Source organism: Devosia sp. (genome assembly GCF_048261455.1).
Lineage (GTDB): Bacteria > Pseudomonadota > Alphaproteobacteria > Rhizobiales > Devosiaceae > Devosia_A.
Genome location: NZ_JBLXGA010000001.1, coordinates 108,239 through 125,142, shown reverse-complemented (window position 1 = coordinate 125,142; position 16,904 = coordinate 108,239). Strand labels below are relative to the sequence as shown.

At 65.1% G+C, this 16,904-nt stretch carries 15 protein-coding genes and 1 riboswitch; of the genes, 11 read left to right on the top strand and 4 right to left on the bottom strand.

Annotation, left to right across the window (positions count from 1 at the left end; genetic code table 11):
• Nucleotides 1–26 precede the first annotated feature (26 nt).
• The 4 genes from ACN0TK_RS00615 to ACN0TK_RS00600 all read left to right on the top strand — a co-directional run bounded on the left by ACN0TK_RS00615 (nucleotide 27) and on the right by ACN0TK_RS00600 (nucleotide 6,016).
• On the top strand, nucleotides 27–1,388 hold the full coding sequence (locus tag ACN0TK_RS00615) for a glutamine synthetase family protein (protein WP_417307491.1): 1,362 nt from the start codon (nucleotides 27–29) through the stop codon (nucleotides 1,386–1,388).
• Nucleotides 1,388–2,692 (top strand): NAD(P)/FAD-dependent oxidoreductase, encoded by a 1,305-nt coding sequence (locus ACN0TK_RS00610; RefSeq protein ID WP_417307490.1) that lies wholly within the window; start codon nucleotides 1,388–1,390, stop codon nucleotides 2,690–2,692. The genes ACN0TK_RS00615 and ACN0TK_RS00610 overlap by 1 nt, the downstream gene beginning before the upstream one ends.
• An 88-nt stretch (nucleotides 2,693–2,780) precedes the next feature.
• On the top strand, nucleotides 2,781–3,476 hold the full coding sequence (locus tag ACN0TK_RS00605) for an ABC transporter ATP-binding protein (RefSeq protein ID WP_417307489.1): 696 nt from the start codon (nucleotides 2,781–2,783) through the stop codon (nucleotides 3,474–3,476).
• Nucleotides 3,473–6,016: an ABC transporter permease gene (locus ACN0TK_RS00600; protein ID WP_417307488.1), complete on the top strand. Its 2,544-nt coding sequence runs from the start codon at nucleotides 3,473–3,475 to the stop codon at nucleotides 6,014–6,016. The genes ACN0TK_RS00605 and ACN0TK_RS00600 overlap by 4 nt, the downstream gene beginning before the upstream one ends.
• Before the next feature lie 9 nt (nucleotides 6,017–6,025).
• Here ACN0TK_RS00600 and ACN0TK_RS00595 read toward each other — a convergent pair whose 3' ends face one another.
• Together ACN0TK_RS00595 and ACN0TK_RS00590 are read right to left on the bottom strand one after the other, a co-directional pair.
• Nucleotides 6,026–6,922, bottom strand: a complete 897-nt coding sequence (locus ACN0TK_RS00595; RefSeq protein WP_417307487.1) for a carbohydrate kinase family protein — start codon at nucleotides 6,920–6,922, stop codon at nucleotides 6,026–6,028.
• Complete coding sequence (locus ACN0TK_RS00590) at nucleotides 6,922–7,842, bottom strand: pseudouridine-5'-phosphate glycosidase (protein ID WP_417307486.1); 921 nt, start codon at nucleotides 7,840–7,842, stop codon at nucleotides 6,922–6,924. The genes ACN0TK_RS00595 and ACN0TK_RS00590 overlap by 1 nt, the downstream gene beginning before the upstream one ends.
• A gap of 476 nt (nucleotides 7,843–8,318) precedes the next feature.
• Here ACN0TK_RS00590 and ACN0TK_RS00585 point away from each other — a divergent pair, with 476 nt between their 5' ends.
• From ACN0TK_RS00585 to ACN0TK_RS00565, 5 genes are all read left to right on the top strand, one after another.
• Nucleotides 8,319–9,407: a polyamine ABC transporter substrate-binding protein gene (locus ACN0TK_RS00585; protein ID WP_417307485.1), complete on the top strand. Its 1,089-nt coding sequence runs from the start codon at nucleotides 8,319–8,321 to the stop codon at nucleotides 9,405–9,407.
• A 53-nt stretch (nucleotides 9,408–9,460) separates the two neighbouring features.
• A complete protein-coding gene (locus ACN0TK_RS00580) occupies nucleotides 9,461–10,603 on the top strand; it encodes an ABC transporter ATP-binding protein (protein ID WP_417307484.1) in 1,143 nt (380 codons plus the stop codon).
• Nucleotides 10,600–11,541, top strand: coding sequence for an ABC transporter permease subunit (locus tag ACN0TK_RS00575; protein WP_417307483.1), 942 nt, complete (start codon nucleotides 10,600–10,602; stop codon nucleotides 11,539–11,541). Before ACN0TK_RS00580 ends, ACN0TK_RS00575 begins: the two co-directional genes overlap by 4 nt.
• A complete protein-coding gene (locus ACN0TK_RS00570; RefSeq protein WP_417307482.1) occupies nucleotides 11,541–12,347 on the top strand; it encodes an ABC transporter permease subunit in 807 nt (268 codons plus the stop codon). Before ACN0TK_RS00575 ends, ACN0TK_RS00570 begins: the two co-directional genes overlap by 1 nt.
• Before the next feature lie 128 nt (nucleotides 12,348–12,475).
• Nucleotides 12,476–12,629, top strand: a riboswitch (FMN riboswitch).
• Nucleotides 12,630–12,736: 107 nt separating this feature from the next.
• Nucleotides 12,737–13,717: a DMT family transporter gene (locus ACN0TK_RS00565; RefSeq protein WP_417307481.1), complete on the top strand. Its 981-nt coding sequence runs from the start codon at nucleotides 12,737–12,739 to the stop codon at nucleotides 13,715–13,717.
• 41 nt (nucleotides 13,718–13,758) lie between these two features.
• On the opposite strand, the gene ACN0TK_RS00560 is transcribed toward ACN0TK_RS00565, so the two are convergent.
• Nucleotides 13,759–14,595, bottom strand: a complete 837-nt coding sequence (locus ACN0TK_RS00560) for an SDR family oxidoreductase (protein WP_417307480.1) — start codon at nucleotides 14,593–14,595, stop codon at nucleotides 13,759–13,761.
• 99 nt (nucleotides 14,596–14,694) lie between these two features.
• On the opposite strand from ACN0TK_RS00560, the gene ACN0TK_RS00555 reads away from it, so the two are divergent.
• Nucleotides 14,695–14,928, top strand: coding sequence for a DUF3329 domain-containing protein (locus ACN0TK_RS00555; RefSeq protein WP_417307479.1), 234 nt, complete (start codon nucleotides 14,695–14,697; stop codon nucleotides 14,926–14,928).
• Nucleotides 14,929–15,014: 86 nt separating this feature from the next.
• A complete protein-coding gene (gene purU, locus ACN0TK_RS00550; protein WP_417307478.1) occupies nucleotides 15,015–15,866 on the top strand; it encodes a formyltetrahydrofolate deformylase in 852 nt (283 codons plus the stop codon).
• 68 nt (nucleotides 15,867–15,934) lie between these two features.
• Here purU and ACN0TK_RS00545 read toward each other — a convergent pair whose 3' ends face one another.
• Nucleotides 15,935–16,804, bottom strand: coding sequence for an SDR family oxidoreductase (locus ACN0TK_RS00545; protein WP_417307477.1), 870 nt, complete (start codon nucleotides 16,802–16,804; stop codon nucleotides 15,935–15,937).
• Nucleotides 16,805–16,904 lie beyond the last annotated feature (100 nt).

The window sequence follows — 16,904 nt, the reverse complement described above, 5'->3', positions numbered from 1 at the left end:
AGCTTTCACAATTCGCCAGGACCAGCATGCCCGCCGACCCCAATGATACCACCGACATTGTCGCCTGGCTCGACAGTCACCCGCAGGTTGAAGTCCTGCACACCGCCGTTTGCGATCTGAACGGCATCATGCGCGGCAAGCGCCTTCCCATCGATCAGGCGCGGCGCATCGCCGAAAACGCCATCCGCATGCCACTGTCCATCGTTGGCGTGGACGTGTGGGGCGAGGATATCCTCGGCAACCCCATGGTCTTTGCCGGCGGTGACGCCGACGGCATCTGCGCCCCCACCGGCCGCGGCGCCCTGCCGATCAACTGGACCGCCCGCCCCAGCGCCATGATTCCGCTGTGGCTGTTCGAGGATGCACGCACCCCCTTTCTCGCCGATCCCCGGCAGGCCCTCGCCCACGTCGTCCGCCGCTATGCCGAACACGGCCTGCATCCGGTCGTCGCCACGGAGCTCGAATTCTACCTCGTCGACCCCGACGCTGATTCCGCCGTCCCGCCGATCTCGCCCTATACCGGCAAGCGCCTCGATTCCGATGCCATCCTGTCGCTCGACGAGCTCGAGGATTTCGGCGAGTTCTTCCGCGACGTCTATCAGCAGTGCGAACAGCAGAACGTTCCAGCCGACACCGCCATCGCCGAGAACGGCATCGGCCAGTTCGAGATCAACCTGCTGCACACCGATGCGCTGAAGGCCGCCGACGACGCGGTGCTGTTCAAGCGTATCGTCAAGGGCGTCGCCCGCAAGCATCGCCTGGTCGCCACCTTCATGGCCAAGCCCTACGGCACGCGCTCGGGCAACGGCTTCCACGCGCATTTCTCAGTCAATGATGCGGCCGGCAACAATGTCTTCGACGACAGCACCGAGTCCGGCTCCGACATCATGCACCATGCAGTGGGCGGCCTGCTCAACGGCATGGCGGAAACCACGCTGCTGTTTGCGCCGCACTTCAATTCCTACCGCCGCCTGCGGCCCGATACCCACGCGCCGGCCGCCATTTCCTGGGGCTATGAGAACCGCACCACCGCGGTCCGCATTCCGGGTGGCTCCAACAAGGCCCGCCGCATCGAGCATCGCGTCTCCGGGGCCGATGCCAACCCCTATCTCGTTCTGGCCGGCATTCTCGGCGCCGCTCTGGTCGGCATCGAGGACGAAATCAAGCCGCCAAAACCCTCCACTGGCCGCGCCTATTCCGAGCGCCTGCCGAAAATGCCAGCCGACTGGGCCTCGGCGGTCAACGCCTTCGAGGACGGCGCCATGATCCCGCGCATCTTCAATCCGATGCTGCAATCCATGTTCGTCGCCTGCAAGCGTCAGGAAATCGCCGGCTTCGCGACGCAGGTCACAGACCTCGAGTTTTCCGCCTATCTGGAGATCGTTTGATGTCCGCGCAGTCCTATGCCGGCGACGGTGCCTATCCGCCGTCCTACTACGCCGCCTCGCGCAACATCGAACGCACCCCGGTGCGGCTGGAGGGTGAAGTCACTGCCGATATCGTCGTTGTCGGCGCCGGCTATTCCGGCCTCTCCTCGGCGCTACATCTCGCCGAAAAGGGCTACAAGGTCGTTCTGGTCGAAGGCGCGGCGGTTGGCTGGGGCGCCTCGGGTCGCAATGGCGGCCAGGTCGTCAACGGCCTGAACGCCAGCCTCGACACCATCAAGCGCCGCTATGGCGATCAGACCGCCAGCTTTGTCGGCGGGCTGATCCAGGAAGGCGCCGGGATCATCCGGGATTTCGTCAGCCGCTACGACATCGACTGCGATCTCAAGACCGGCAACATCTATGCCGCCTATACCGAAAAGCAGATGGGCGAGCTGCGCGACAAGCAGGCCCTCTGGCGGCGCTACGGCATGGACGACCACGAGCTGCTCGATGCCACTCAGATTCGCCAGCACATCGGCTCGACCGTCTACGCCGGCGGCATGATCGATCATTCGGGCGGCCACATGCACCCGCTCAATCTCACTCTCGGCGAAGCCAGGGCGCTCGAAAGCCTCGGCGGCGTGATCTACGAGCACTCCCCGGTCACCGGCGTCACCCAGGCCAATGGCAAGGCCACCGTCACCACCGCCAATGGCCGCGTCATCGCCGATACCGCCATCGTCTGCGGCAACGCCTATCTGGGCAATGTCGTCCCCGAACTCACCGCCCGCGTCATGCCGGTCTCGACCCAGATGATCGCCACACAGCCGCTGGGCGAGGAGCGCGCCAATGCGCTGCTGCCCACCGGCATGTGCGTCGAGGACGTGCGCTACATCCTCGATTACTTCCGCGTCTCGGCCGATCACCGGCTGATCTTCGGCGGTGGCGTCGTCTACGGCGGCACAGATCCCGCCGATGTCGTCGCCAAGATCCGGCCCAACCTGGTCAAGGTCTTCCCCCACCTCGCGGACGTGAAGATCGATTACGCCTGGAGCGGCAATTTCGCCCTCAGCTTCTCCCGCGTCCCGCAGATGGGCCGGCTCGGCCAATCGGTCTATTTCGCCCACGGCTATTCCGGCCACGGCGTCACCGGCTCGCACCTGTTCGGCCGCATTCTGTCCGAAGCGATCCATGGCGACATGACCCGCTTCGACACCTTCGCCGCCCTGCCGTGGATTCCCTTCCCCGGTGGCCGCGTCTTCCGCGCCCCCTATTCCACGCTCGGCTCGTGGTGGTACGCGCTGAAAGACAAGCTCGGCCTCTGATCACATCGGGGTGCGGCAACGTCGCACCCCATTGATCTGCCCCGTCAAACCCCTATGTGCGGAAGGATCAACAGCTCAGGGTGAACCCGTGGCCGCTCCAATCGTCGATGCCCATGGCGTCAACCTCAAGCTGCAAAGCGGCACCAGCGCGCTGCACATCCTCAAGGACGTCGATCTCACCCTCGGCGCCAGCGAAGTCGCCGCCATTGTCGGACCGTCCGGCAGCGGCAAGACCTCGCTGCTAATGCTTTTGGGCGGTCTGGAACGGCCCACCTCCGGCACCATCACCATCGCCGGCGAAACTATCTCCGGCCTCGATGAGGATCGCCTCGCCATCTTCCGGCGCAACAACCTCGGCATCCTGTTCCAGAATTTCCATCTCATTCCCTCGCTCACGGCGCTCGAAAACGTCACCCTGACGCTTGAGATCGCCGATCCCGGCGCCCGCTGGCAGACCCTGCGCGACAAGGCCGCCGCGGCGCTGGCCGATGTCGGCCTCGGCACCCGCCTCGATCACCTGCCCAATGCGCTTTCGGGCGGCGAGCAGCAGCGCGTCGGCCTCGCCCGCGCCATGGTGGCCGAGCCGCGCCTGCTGCTCGCGGACGAACCGACCGGCAATCTCGATCAGGAGACCGGCGCCCGCGTCATCGAGCTGATGTTCTCGCTGGCCCGCAAGCGCGGTACGGCCATCCTGCTGATCACCCACGATCCGGCGCTGGCCGCCGAAGCCGATCGCACGCTGAGAATGAACGAAGGCCGCCTGACCGAAAGCGCCCTCGCATGAACGTCATTGCCGGTTGGCTGCGCCTTGCGTTTCGCGACATGCGGGGCGGCGTCAAACGCTTCGCAGTGCTGCTCGCCTGTCTGGCGCTCGGCGTCGGCACCATAACCATCGTCGGCTCGACCGGCGCTGCGCTGCAATCGGCGCTCCTGCGCGATGCCAGCACCGTGCTTGGTGGCGATATCGAAGCACGGCTGTCCTACCGTTCCGCGACGCCTGAGGAACGCGCGCTGTTCGAGGGCTTCGGCCCCACCGGCGAGGTCATCGAAGTCATGGGCCGCGCCAATGCCGGCCCCAACACCGCTTTCGTCTCCATCAAGGCCGTCGACGACACCTATCCGCTGCTCGGCACAGCCGAGACCTCTGAAGGCGAGACGCCCATCCCGCAGCTGACGGCAAAAACCGGCGACAGCTTCGGCCTCGTCGCCGATCCGCTGCTGCTCGATCGCCTCGGCATCGCCATCGGCGACACGCTGGAGCTGGGCAGTGCCAGCTTCACCCTCACCGGCACCATCACCCATCTGCCCGACCAGATCGGCGGCGGTCTGTCGCTCGGCCTGCCGGTCGTCATCTCCACCGAGGCGCTGACGGCAACCGGCATTCTCGAACCCGGCGTTCTCGCCCGCTACCGCTATCGCACGTTGCTCGACGGCACCGACTTCGACACCGCCTCCGGCGCCATCACCGACAGGTTCTCGACCGCCGGCTGGGAAATCAGCGCGCCGAAAGATGCGACCGCCGATCTGGCGCGCTTTTTCGATATCTTCTCGCGCTTCTTGACCATCGTCGGGCTTTCGACGCTGCTCGTCGGCGGCGTCGGCGTCTCGAACGCCATCGCCGCCTATGTCACCGAGCGCCAGCGCTCCATCGCCACCTTCAAGGCACTTGGCGCCACCGGCGGCCGCATCATGGGGCACTTCCTGCTGCAGGTGATGCTGCTCACCCTCGTCGGCATCATCCTCGGCCTGATCCTCGGCGCCGTCGTCACCATCATCGCCCTGCCGATCCTCGGCGGGCTGCTCGGCATCACCCTCGCCCCGGTCGTCGATCTGCCGGCGCTGCTCACCGCGGCCGGCTTCGGCCTCCTGACCGGCTTCGTCTTCGGCTATCTGCCGCTCCGCCGCGCCCAGACCCTGCAGCCGGCGCTGCTTTTTCGCTCCGCCGGCTCGGCGGTCGAAGGCGGCCTCGGCTGGCGCGACTATCTGAAGCCCGGCCTCTGGCTGCCGCTCGGCATCGCACTCGCCATGGTCTTCGGCCTCGCCGTCCTCTCGACCGGCCGCCCGATCGTCGTCGTCTGGGTCGCCATCGGCTCGGTGGTCGCCATTGCGCTGTTGCGCGCCGCTGCCTGGCTGCTGCAGCGCCTCTTGCGCCTCATCCCGCCGCTGCCCCATGCCTTCCCGCGGAATGCGCTCAAGGCCATCTACCGCCCCGGCGCACCCGCCCCCGTCGTTATCCTCTCGCTTGGCCTTGGTCTGGCGCTGCTCCTGCTCATCGCCCTGATCGACGGCAATCTGCGCACCCAGCTCGACAGCGAGTCCATCCCCGACGCGCCGAGCTTCGTCTACATGGACCTGTTCGACGACGAAGTGACGATGCTGACGGATTACACCGCCGCCGATCCCGAGATCGAGAGCTTCAGCGCCACCCCGATGATCACCGGCACGCTCGCCACCATCAACGGCACCCCGCTGGCCGAACGCGAAGCCGACGTCCCCTCGGAATTCTCGGGCCTCCTCAGCGGCGAGATTCCGCTCACCATCGCCGAGGACATCCCCGAAAAGACCACCATCACCGAAGGCGAGTGGTGGCCGGAAAACTATGACGGCACGCCGCTGGTCTCGGTCTTCAACCGCCTCCGCGCCCCGCTCGGCCTCGAACTCGGCGACAAACTCGAGTTCCGCATTTTCGGCGACACCGTCACCGCCACCGTCGGCAGCTTCCGCGATTATGCCTGGCGCGACGGCGGCGTGAACTTCGCCTTCCTGCTGTCGCCCAACGCCCTCGCCGATTTCCCGATCAGCTATCTGGGCCTGATGAAAACCGTGCCCGGCGCCGAGACCGGGGTGCAAAAACGCATCATCGCCGATTTCCCCGAACTGATCTTCGTCCCCATCTCCGACGCCATCGAAACCTTCGCCGTCATCCTCAACGGCGTCACCGGCGCCATCGAGGTCATTGGCGGCCTCGCCGTTGTCAGTGGCGTCCTGGTGCTCGCCGGCGCCATGGCGGCCGGCCGCCGCCAGCGCGAAGCCGATGCCGTGGTGATGAAAGTGCTCGGCGCCACCCGCGGCAATGTGCTGTGGGCCTATCTCGTCGAGTATGGGCTACTCGGCGCGCTCTCGGCCGTCCTCGCGGCGCTCATCGGCATCGCCGGCACCTGGGCCTTCGTCACCTTCCTGCTCGAAATCGACTTCCGGCTCGATCTGATGCTGGTCGTCTGGGTGGTGCTGGCGACCATCGCTCTGGCAATCGTGGTCGGCATGGCGACCACCTGGAGCGCCCTCTCGCGGCGCCCCGCCACCTTCCTGCGCCAAGAAAGCTGACGAAAGAACCTATCGTCGCGGCTGTCCGCCCACGAAACCGATCGCGGCCGATCCCGCCGCGATGCCATGGCCGAGCGTGACATCCTCGATCATCCCGCCGAGTTCGGCCGCCAGAAACCCTGCGGCGAATGCATCGCCCGCGCCGGTCGTGTCGACCACCGTAGCCATCGGCGCCGGCAGGCTGCAGCGCACCCCGTCGCGTCCACCAAGCGCTGCACCATAGGCGCCGCGCTTGATGATGACCCGCCGATAGGACGCACCGAGCCGGGTGACCTGGGTGTTCAGCGCCGCCGTCCCCGACAGCGCTTCGGCTTCCTCGACATTGGCGAACAGCGTGTGAAACCCGTCCGTCCAGGCCAGAAACCGCTCGGGACCGACCTCGTTCAGAAACCCCGTCGAGGCCGCATCGACCATCACCGGGATGGCCCGGCGCATGGCCGCCTGCGCCAGCTGCTGCACCGCGGCCCGTGGTCCGGGCTCGAACAGCGCGTAACCCGAAACCATCACCACCCGGGTCCCGTCCAGCAGCGTCTCGGGCAGATCGGCGTCACTCAGCCGCGCATTCGCGCCGCGATCGGTGAGAAAACTCCGCTCGCCATCGGGGTCGACAATAGTGACCAGCACGCCTGACCCGGCGTCACGGTCCGCCGCAAACAGCGGGGTCACCCCGCGCGCCGCAAAATGCGCCGCCAGCGCCGTCACATCCGCTGCACCGACGCGCGCCACGAAGCCCACCGGCACCTGCTTGTCCGCCAGCCACATCGCCTGGTTCGCGCCGGATCCGCCGGGATGCGACGCAATCGCCGCGCGCCGGTCCGAGCCCCGCACCAGCGGCCCCTCGGGCTGCACGATGACATCGGTCATCACATCGCCAATGACCAGAACCCGGCCGGGGGCATTGCGCATCAGCCGCGCGCCGCCAGCGCCACGGCAATCTGTGCCGCCACCTTGGCATTGTTCTTCACCAGCGCGATATTGGCCGTGAGGCTCCTGCCTTCGGTCAACTCGAAGATGCGCTTGAGCAGGAACGGCGTCAGCGCCTTGCGCGTCACACCCTGCGCCTCGGCATCCGCGACGGCTTCCTCGATCCGCGCCGTGATCTCGGCGGCATCGAGCGCATCGGCTTCGGGGATCGGGTTCGCCACCAGTACGCCACCCAGACCAAGCTCGAACTGCAGCCCGATGATCGCCGCCGCAGCCGCGCCGTCATCGACCCGCTGGTCGACACCGCCACCACTGTCGCGGGTCCAGAACGCCGGAAAGGCATCCGTACCAAAGCCCAGCACCGGCACGCCCTTGGTTTCCAGCACCTCCAAGGTCTTCGGAATATCGAGGATCGATTTCGCCCCGGCGCACACCACCGCGACCTGGGTCTTGCCGAGTTCGTCGAGGTCCGCGGAAATGTCGAAGCTCGTTTCCGCCCCGCGGTGGACCCCGCCGATGCCACCGGTTGCGAACAGCCGGATGCCTGCCGCGTCGGCCGCCATCATCGTCGTCGCCACCGTCGTCCCCGCCGTCACCTTGCCGGCGAGCAGAGCTGCGACATCGCGCCGCGACGCCTTCGCCGCCGCCTGACCGGTCTTGGCCAGCGTTTCGAGATCGGCGTCCGTCAGCCCGACCTTGAACACCCCGTCCATCATCGCAATCGTCGCCGGCACCGCGCCATTGTCGACGATCACCTGCTCCACCTGCCGCGCCATCTCGAGATTTTGCGGATAGGGCATGCCATGCGTGATGATGGTCGATTCGAGCGCCACGACCGGCTTGCCGGCATCGAGGGCGGTCTGCACGTCGGGGGAGATGGCAATATGGTCGGTGAGGCTCACGAGGCGGGCACTCCAGGCAGGTTGATACGGCGCCCGGTGTGCACCCGAAAAGCGATGATTTCAACTGTTGGCCTGTGCCACTGGCATGGCACGGCGCCAGATGCGTCATCATGGACAGAACCGTCCGCGATGATTTACCGCCATCCCCTTGCTCCATGGGGGATTTGCCACTAGCGTGCCACCCAACGGCTCTCTCGCGCGGGAAGGGTTACTTCGCTGAACACGTCTTGTGTTTCCCCGAGGCTCGCGCCGATCCTGCGCGTGTCCGGTGACTTCGTGGCCGCACGGCCCCTTGATGATCATCCTGCCGGTGCACAATCGCACCCGGCCCAGTCCCGCTACCCCACATTCACCGGCCGGCATGACACACCTTTGTCATTCGGCCGTGACCAAACGCCCGCCACCCGGTTTGTCCGCGTGGCGGTCTTTGCACGTGCCGCATTGCGCGGCCGCCCCCTCGTCCAAGGAGTATCTCGATGAAAAACACGTTGCTGGTCGCACTCGGCGCCCTGCTCGTCGCCACCCCCGCGCTCGCGCAGGAAAAAGTGGTCAATGTCTATAACTGGTCCGATTATATCGCCGAGGATACGATCCCGAACTTTGAAGCCGAAACCGGCATCAAGGTGAACTACGACGTCTTCGATTCCAACGAGCTGGTCGAAGCCAAGCTGCTGGCCGGCAATTCCGGCTACGACGTTGTCGTCCCCTCGGGCTTCTTCCTCGAGCGCCAGGCCGCCGCCGGTCTGTTCCAGCCGCTCGACAAGTCCAAGCTGACCAATCTGGGCAACATGGACCCGGACGTCATGGCCGCGACCGCCGAGCATGACCCCGACAACACCTATTCGGTCGACTACATGTGGGGCACCACCGGCATCGGCTACAATGTCGGCATGCTGACCGAGGCGCTTGGCGAAGACGCAGCGCTGGACAGCTGGGACCTGCTCTTCGATCCCGAAACCGCCGCCAAGCTCGCCGACTGCGGCATATCGGTGCTCGACGCTCCGTCGGAAATCTTCGCGGCCGCGCTGAACTATCTCGGTCTCGACCCGAACTCGGAAAGCCCCGAAGATCTCGCCAAGGCCGAAGAGCTGGTGATGTCGGTGCGCCCCTACATCCGCTACTTCAACTCCTCGCAGTACATCGACGACCTCGCCAATGGCGAAATCTGCCTGGCGGTCGGATATTCAGGTGACGTTTTCATCGCCCAGGCCTCTGCCGCCGAAGCAGATGCCGGCGTCGAGATCGCCTATGTCATTCCCGAGGAAGGCGCGGTGAAGTGGTTCGACCTGTTCGCCATTCCCGCCGATGCCCCGCATCCCGAGAACGCGCACGCATTCATCGACTACATGCTGCGCGCCGACGTGGCGGCCGCCAACACCAATTATGTCTACTACGCCTCGGGCAACGAGGCGGCGCTCGACATGATTGACGACGAGGTCAAGAACGATCCTTCGATCTACCCGACCCCGGAAGTCTCGGCCAAGCTGTTCACGCTCAAGGCCCACACCCCGGACTACGATGAGATCATGACCGAGGCCTGGCAGCGCGTCCGCGCCGGCCAGTAAGCTGACCTGGGGAGTGGGATCCGTCCCGCTCCCCGACTTTTTCGGGGGACAGATTGACCAAGACGGCACCCACCGCCGCGGATACCAGGCCCTGGCGCGATCCGAACGCCAAGCCCTTCGTGCGAATCCGCAACGTGACCAAACAGTTCGGTGACGTGATCGCCGTCGACGAAGTCTCGCTCGACATCTACCATTCCGAACTCTTCTGCCTGCTCGGTGGCTCCGGTTCGGGAAAATCGACCCTGCTGCGCATGCTGGCCGGTTTCGAGGCGCCGACCGAAGGGACAATCGAGATCGACGGCGTCGACATGACGGGCGTCCCGCCCTATGCGCGCCCGGTCAACATGATGTTTCAGTCCTACGCGCTGTTCCCGCACATGAACGTGGAACAGAATATCGCCTATGGCCTGAAGCGCGACGGCCTGCCCTCCGCAGAGATCAGGGATCGCGTCGCCGAACTGCTGACGCTGGTCAAGCTGCAGGACTATGGCAAGCGCCGGCCCAATCAGCTCTCCGGCGGCCAGCGCCAGCGTGTCGCCCTCGCTCGCTCACTGGCCAAACGCCCCAAGCTGCTGCTGCTCGACGAACCGCTCGGCGCGCTCGACAAGAAGCTGCGCGAGGAAACCCAGTTCGAACTGGTCAAGATCCAGGAAACGCTGGGCATCACCTTCATCGTCGTCACCCACGACCAGGAAGAGGCAATGAGCCTCGCCACCCGCATCGGGGTGATGAACTACGGCGAAATCGCCATGGTCGGCGAGCCGGCCGATGTCTATGAATTTCCCAATTCGCGCTTCGTTGCCGGCTTCATCGGCTCGGTCAACATGTTCGAGGGCACGGTCACCGAGAACGAAGCCGACCATATCCGCATCCGGTCCGAAGAACTCGGTGCCGACATCCATGTCGGCCATGGCGTCGATTGCGCGCCCGACCAGACCTTGTGGTACGCCATCCGCCCCGAAAAGATCTCGCTGCATCGCGAGCGCCCCGATGGCGACGCCAATATCGTGCGCGGCTATGTCGAGGACATCGCCTATCTGGGCGACACCTCGGTTTATCAGGTCCTGCTCGATTCCGGCCGGCGCATCCGCGTCACCAAGGCCAATTCGCTGCGCGGCGACCCCGACGCCATTCGCTGGGACGAATATGTCTGGGCTACCTGGGGCAGCGAGTCCGGCTCGGTGCTGACATCATGAGCGGCGCTCCCGACCAGTTGCCCGCCCTTCGACTATTGCGCCGGGGCCTTGCCGCGCTGGGTTTGTCGGGCAGAACGCTGGTCGTCGCCGCGCCCTTTTTCTGGCTGACCCTGTTTTTCCTGATCCCGCTCGCCGTGGTGTTCGGCATATCGCTGACCGCCAAGCAATTTGGTCAGCCGCCCTATACCGACCTCGTCACCGCCAAGGACGGCACGGTTCAGCTGACGCTGAATCTCACCAATTACGCCCGCATTTTCACCGACCCGGCGGGCATCTATTTCCGCGCCTTCATCTCCTCGATCCGCATCGCCGCCATTTCGACCGCCATCGCCATCCTGATCGGCTATCCCATGGCCTATGCGATCGCCCGGGCGCCCGACAAATGGCGCAACCTGCTTCTCATGCTGGTGATCCTGCCCTTCTGGACGTCCTTCCTGCTGCGCGTCTATGCGCTGACCGGTTTCATGCGCGGCAATGGCATCATCAATCAGCTGCTCGGCCTCGTCGGCATCGAACCGCTGACCATGATGCAGACCGATTTCGCGGTCTATGTCGGTATCGTCTATTCCTATCTGCCCTTCTTCGTCCTGCCGCTCTACACCAGCCTGGTGAAGCTCGATCCGGCGCTGCTCGAGGCCTCCGCCGATCTCGGCGCGCGCCCGTTCCGCACCTTCATGTCGGTCACCCTGCCGCTCTCAATGCCCGGCGTCATCGCCGGCGGCATGCTGGTCTTCATCCCGGCGATCGGCGAATTCGTCATTCCCTCGCTGCTCGGCGGCCCTGGCACGCAGATGATCGGCCGCGTCTTGTGGGACGAGTTCTTCTCCAAGACCAACTGGCCCCGCGCCTCGGCCCTCGCCGTGACACTGCTGGTCGTCGTCATTATCCCGATCGTTCTGATGCAGCGCGCCCAGACCGCCGTGACGGAGAAAAGCTGATGCGCCGCGGTCTCTTCGTCCCCATCGTCGCGGCGCTCGGCTTCGCCTTTCTCTACGCCCCAATCATTTCGCTGGTCGTCTTTTCCTTCAACGCCAACCGGCTCGTGACGGTCTGGTCGGGCTTCTCGCTGGACGCCTATTCCGAGCTGTTTGCCGACCCCAAGATGATCGACGCAGCGGTCCTGAGCCTGCAGATCGCCTTCATCTCCGCCTCGATCGCGCTCGTTCTCGGCACGCTAGCCGCTGTGGCGCTGGTCCGCTTCCGCCGCTTCCGCGGCAAGACGCTGATGCAGGGCATGGTGTCGGCGCCACTGGTCATGCCCGACGTCATCACCGGGCTCAGCCTGCTGCTGCTCTTTGTCTCCATGCAGGCGATGTTCGGCTGGCCCAATGGCCGCGGCATGCTGACCATCATTCTCGCACACTCCACCTTCTGCACGGCCTATGTGACCGTCGTCGTCCAGTCCCGCCTGTTCGATCTCGATCTGAGCCTCGAGGAAGCGGCGATGGATCTCGGCGCCACCCCCGTCAGGGTATTCTTCGACGTCACCCTGCCGATGATCGCCCCGGCCCTGATCTCGGCCTGGCTGCTGAGCTTCACCCTGTCGCTCGATGATCTGGTGATCGCCAGCTTCGTGTCCGGACCGGGCTCGTCGACGCTGCCCATGGTGATCTTCTCGAAAGTCCGCCTCGGCGTCTCGCCCGACGTCAACGCGCTCGCGACCATCATCATCGCCGTTGTCGCGCTCGGCGTGGTCACCGCGACCCTGCTGCAGATGCGGCGGCCCAAACCCACTCACTCCTGAGGGCCAGCATCCGCCAGAGCGCGTGCAGGGCACAGCGTTCGCGATTTGCGAACGGCGCTGATGCAATTTTGGCGATTGATCCGCCGGCCCGCCCCTCTTAAATAGACAGCGCTGCCCTGATCAGGGCGGCATGTTCTCAGGGCGGGGTGAAACTCCCCACCGGCGGTAGATGGGAGGTTTCTCCCAAAGCCCGCGAGCGCCTTGGCCGTTTCCGGCGAAGGGTCAGCAGATTCGGTGTAACTCCGAAGCCGACGGTCATAGTCCGGATGAAAGAGAACGGGATGCGCGCCTTTGCGGCGCCTGTGCCTATTCGCATGCTGCGAAGGCCGGGTCCTGCGCGGCGCCGATCCCCGTAACCCTGAGGAAACTGGTTACGGAAAGGATCGACGATGAACCAGATTTCCTCTGCTCCCACCCGCACCGCCGCTTTCGGCGCTGCCTTCATGATCGCAGCGTCTTTGGCCTTCGCGGGCTCCAATACGCTGCAATCCATCCTGCCGACCCCCGTCGAGTATGGCGGCGTGGGCATGAGCTCCACCGGCATGGCCTTTTGGCAATATCTCATTGCCTCGGTGCTGGCCCTGCCGCTCATCTTCCGCATCGGGCTCAAGAACCTGCGCACCAGCCGCCCGATGCTGCATGAGTGGCGCGCTTTCGCCTCGGCGCTCGGCGTCCATGTCTTCGTTTACGGCTATGCCGCCGGTGTCCCCATCTGGCAGATGGTGACCCTGTTGGCGACCGGCCCGCTGTTCATCATCCTCGGTTCGGTGCTGTTTCTCGGCGAACGCGCCTCGCCCGCCCGCATCGGCGCGGCAATGGTCGGCTTCGTCGGCGCGGTGATCGTCTCCGGCGTCGGCACCGAGGGCCTGGGACTGCTGACGCTGATCCCAATCGCCGCTGCGGCGCTCTGGGCCGTCACCGACGTCCTGACCAAGTATCTGGCCCGCACCGAAAGCCCTGAAACCCTGACCGTTTCACTGCTGGTGCTGATGACGCCGAACCACCTCGCCATCCTGCTGATCGTCAACGCCCTCGGCGCCCTGCTGCCAACCGTGATGCCGGCCGGCCTCGCGACGGGCTTCCCCTTCGCCCTTCCCTCGGGCGACGGCCTGTGGATGCTCGGCCTGCTCGGGCTGCTTACGGCGATCGCGCAATATCTGCTGGCCTTCGCCTATCGCGTGGCCGATGCCACCTATCTGCAGCCCTTCGGAGATATCAAGGTACCGCTCTCGGGCCTCATCGCCTGGATCGCGCTGGGTCAGGTGCCGGGCGTCCTGTTCTGGCCCGGTGCCCTGCTGATCATCGGCGCATCGGCCTTCATCTACTGGGTCGAAGCCAACAACCGGCCACAGGCGCTCAGCCACGCCTGATCGAAGACCACTGCATCGGGGCCGCGCATCGCGGCTCCGGTCTAGTCCTTGCTGGCCACCGGATAACCGGCCATCCCCATCGCCCCGGCATTGCCACCGAACACCGATTGCTCGAAATCGATGTTCGAGCCGGTCATTGGAAACGACTCGGGCCCGGCCAGAAACGCCACCATCCGCGCCACATCATCTGAATTGATCAGCCGGCCGAAGGGCCGCGACGGCGCAGCTTTCTCCGCCCAGTCCGGCTGCGCATTGTGGAACCGCTTCAGCGTTTCGTGCTCGCCGGGCGTTTCCGCCCAGCCCAGCAGGATGCCATTGACCCGGATCCGCTCGTAGTTGACCGCATTGGCGACATTCTTGCTTAGCGTCGCCAGCGCGCCTTTCGAGGCGCTGTAAGGCGCCAGGTTCGCCCCACCGACATGCGCATTGACCGACAGGATATTGACGATCGCGCCCCCGGCGCCTTCGCGCATCATCAACCGGATCGCGTCCTGCATCAGAAAGAACGGCGCCCGCACATTCACCGCCATCATCCGGTCGAACAGCGCCACATCGCTGTCGAGAATCCCGCCCCGCTCCGTCAGTCCGGCGATATTGGCGAGAATGTCGACCCGGCCGAAGGCCGCGTCCGCTGCCGGAATCACCCGCGCCACCGCCTCGGCATCGGCGAGGTCCGCTGCAACCGTCATCACTGCGACACCCTGCGCCTTGAGATCCGCCGCCACGGCCTCCAGCCTGTCAGCCTGCCGGTCAACCAGAACCAGCGCTTTCGCGCCGCGCCGGGCCATCAACCGGGCGCTTGCCTCGCCGATCCCCTGGGCGCCGCCAGTAATCACGGCCACCTTGCCGGCAAAGGGAGCGGTTTCTAATTCGGTCATTTCGGGCTACTCGAACAATCAACGTGAGTGACACTGCGCATTTATCACTAGGCATTCATCGCCCATGTGCAAGTGCGCCGGACATTTGAGGAGATCAACATGGCGGAAAATGACAAACCGGGCCTGCTGACCATGTCGTGGTTTCGCCCGCTCTATCGGCGCGTCATCCTCGTCGCCATTGTCGCCGCCTGGTGCGCCTGGGAATGGCTGTTCAACAACGATCAGCTGTGGGGCATGATCACCGCCGCGGCGCTCGCCTATGCGGTGTGGATGTTCTTCATCAACTTCGAGGCCGAAGTGAAAAAGCACGAGGACGCCAACCCGCCGAAATAGCCGTGCGCGGTAAGCTTGCTGCCAGCTCAGGGTTGACCCGCACGGCGCGGGCGTGAATAGCTCCGCGGCCTGAAGCGGAGTTTCCAATGCCGGCCAGTTTCGTCCTCACCCTGTCCTGTCCCGATCGCCCGGGGATCGTTGCCGCGATCACCACCGAGCTTGCGGGTCTCGATGCCAATATCGCCGAGTCCAATCAGTTCTGGGACCGCGAAACGGGTCAGTTCTTCATGCGACTGGCCTTCACCGCGCCGGATGGCGTCGATCGCGATACCATCGACCGTGCGCTCAAGCCCGCCATCGCGCGCTTCGACATGCGCACCCAGCTGGTCGATCAGGCGAAAAAGAAAAAGCTGCTGATCATGGTCTCCAAGTTCGACCACGCCATGCTGCATCTGCTCTATCAGATCCGTGTCGGCTGGCTCGATGCCGAGGTCGTGGCGATCGTTTCCAACCACGAGACCTCACGCGCCACCGCGGAATACGAGGGCATCCCCTACTACGTGATGCCGGTCGACAAGACCAACAAGGCGGCTCAGGAGGAAGAGGTGCTGGCGCTGTTCAAGCAGACCGGCGCCGATCTCGTCGTCCTCGCCCGCTACATGCAGATCCTGTCGGACAAGTTCGCGACCCGGCTCTATGGCCAGGTCATCAACATCCATCACTCGTTCCTGCCCAGCTTCAAGGGCGCCAAGCCCTATCACCAGGCGCACGAGCGCGGCGTCAAGCTGATCGGCGCCACCGCGCATTACGTGACGCCCGACCTCGACGAGGGTCCGATCATCGAGCAGGAGACTTCGCGCGTCACCCACGCCATGAGCCCCGACGATCTCGTCGCCGCCGGCCGCGATGTCGAAAGCCGCGTCCTCGCCCGCGCCGTCAAGCTCCACCTCGAAAACCGGGTGATGCTCAACGGCAAGAAAACCGTCGTCTTCGGCTAGCCGCGCACGCAAAAAAGCCGCCGGGACTGCTCCCGACGGCTCTGTTTCTTTCGCCCTGTTGCGACCGTTCAGCCCAGCGCCGCGGTATTCTCCGCGAGAAAACTGCGCAGATCCTGAGGCGCCTTGCCCGAGAGCCGCTCGGCGGCATCGGTCACCATGCTCAGCCCGCCCTGGCGCTGCAGCACGTCGAGCGAGACCAGCAGGGACGCGACCTCCGGGGGCAGCCCGGCCTGCTTCAGGCTGGCTTCGAGCTCGGCATCGGTGACATCCACCACCTTGATCGGCTTGCCCGTGACCTCCGACGCCAGCGCCGCGACATCCGCAATCGTATTCGCCGCGGTCCCGGTGACCGTCATCACGCGCTTGCCCTCGAAATCCGACAGCAGCGCCCCGGCGATGGCATCGGCCATATCGGCGCGGGCGCCATAGGAGACCAGCCCTTTGCCCGAAGCCGTGTACCAGGTGCCAGAACCGATCGCCTGCGCCAGCGACTGCAGCAGGTTTTCGGCATACCAGCCGATGCGCAGCACGGTGTAGTCGAGCCCCGAGGCAATGATCGCCTGCTCGGTGAAATAGTGCCCGGGCGCCATCGGTGCAGGGTTGCCCGGCTCGGGATCGGCCATCGAGGTATAAACGACATGCTTCACACCCGCCGCCTTGGCGGCCCCGACGGCGTTGCCATGCAGCCGGACGCGCTCTTCGCCGAGCACGTCGACCGAAATGATCAGCAGCTTGTCGACGCCGTCCAGCGCCTTGGTGAAGCCCTCGAGATCGCCGAAATCTGCGACGCGAGTCTCGAGATCGGGGAAGTCGAGTTTCTCGGGCGAACGCGAACCGGCGATGATCTTGCCGTCATAGCCACGCGACAGCAGCGTTTCGACAACGCGCTGGCCGAGCTTGCCGCCGGCGCCGGCCACGAACAGGGTGGGTCTGGACATTTTTGATCTCCGTATTGTTGTCTCTTTATGAGACCACGTATACATCAGTGACCTATGTGCCGATGCAAGACGGCAGTTTCGCCGCCACTGGTTACCTCGG

Coding starts and splice junctions, on each gene's coding strand:
- purU (WP_417307478.1), top strand. CDS start 15,015: ATGCCGGCCAGTTTCGTCCTCACCCTGTCCTGTCCCGATCGCCCGGGG.
- ACN0TK_RS00595 (WP_417307487.1), bottom strand. CDS start 6,922: ATGCGCAATGCCCCCGGCCGGGTTCTGGTCATTGGCGATGTGATGACC.
- ACN0TK_RS00560 (WP_417307480.1), bottom strand. CDS start 14,595: ATGACCGAATTAGAAACCGCTCCCTTTGCCGGCAAGGTGGCCGTGATT.
- ACN0TK_RS00565 (WP_417307481.1), top strand. CDS start 12,737: ATGAACCAGATTTCCTCTGCTCCCACCCGCACCGCCGCTTTCGGCGCT.
- ACN0TK_RS00570 (WP_417307482.1), top strand. CDS start 11,541: ATGCGCCGCGGTCTCTTCGTCCCCATCGTCGCGGCGCTCGGCTTCGCC.
- ACN0TK_RS00575 (WP_417307483.1), top strand. CDS start 10,600: ATGAGCGGCGCTCCCGACCAGTTGCCCGCCCTTCGACTATTGCGCCGG.
- ACN0TK_RS00545 (WP_417307477.1), bottom strand. CDS start 16,804: ATGTCCAGACCCACCCTGTTCGTGGCCGGCGCCGGCGGCAAGCTCGGC.
- ACN0TK_RS00615 (WP_417307491.1), top strand. CDS start 27: ATGCCCGCCGACCCCAATGATACCACCGACATTGTCGCCTGGCTCGAC.
- ACN0TK_RS00585 (WP_417307485.1), top strand. CDS start 8,319: ATGAAAAACACGTTGCTGGTCGCACTCGGCGCCCTGCTCGTCGCCACC.
- ACN0TK_RS00610 (WP_417307490.1), top strand. CDS start 1,388: ATGTCCGCGCAGTCCTATGCCGGCGACGGTGCCTATCCGCCGTCCTAC.
- ACN0TK_RS00600 (WP_417307488.1), top strand. CDS start 3,473: ATGAACGTCATTGCCGGTTGGCTGCGCCTTGCGTTTCGCGACATGCGG.
- ACN0TK_RS00555 (WP_417307479.1), top strand. CDS start 14,695: ATGGCGGAAAATGACAAACCGGGCCTGCTGACCATGTCGTGGTTTCGC.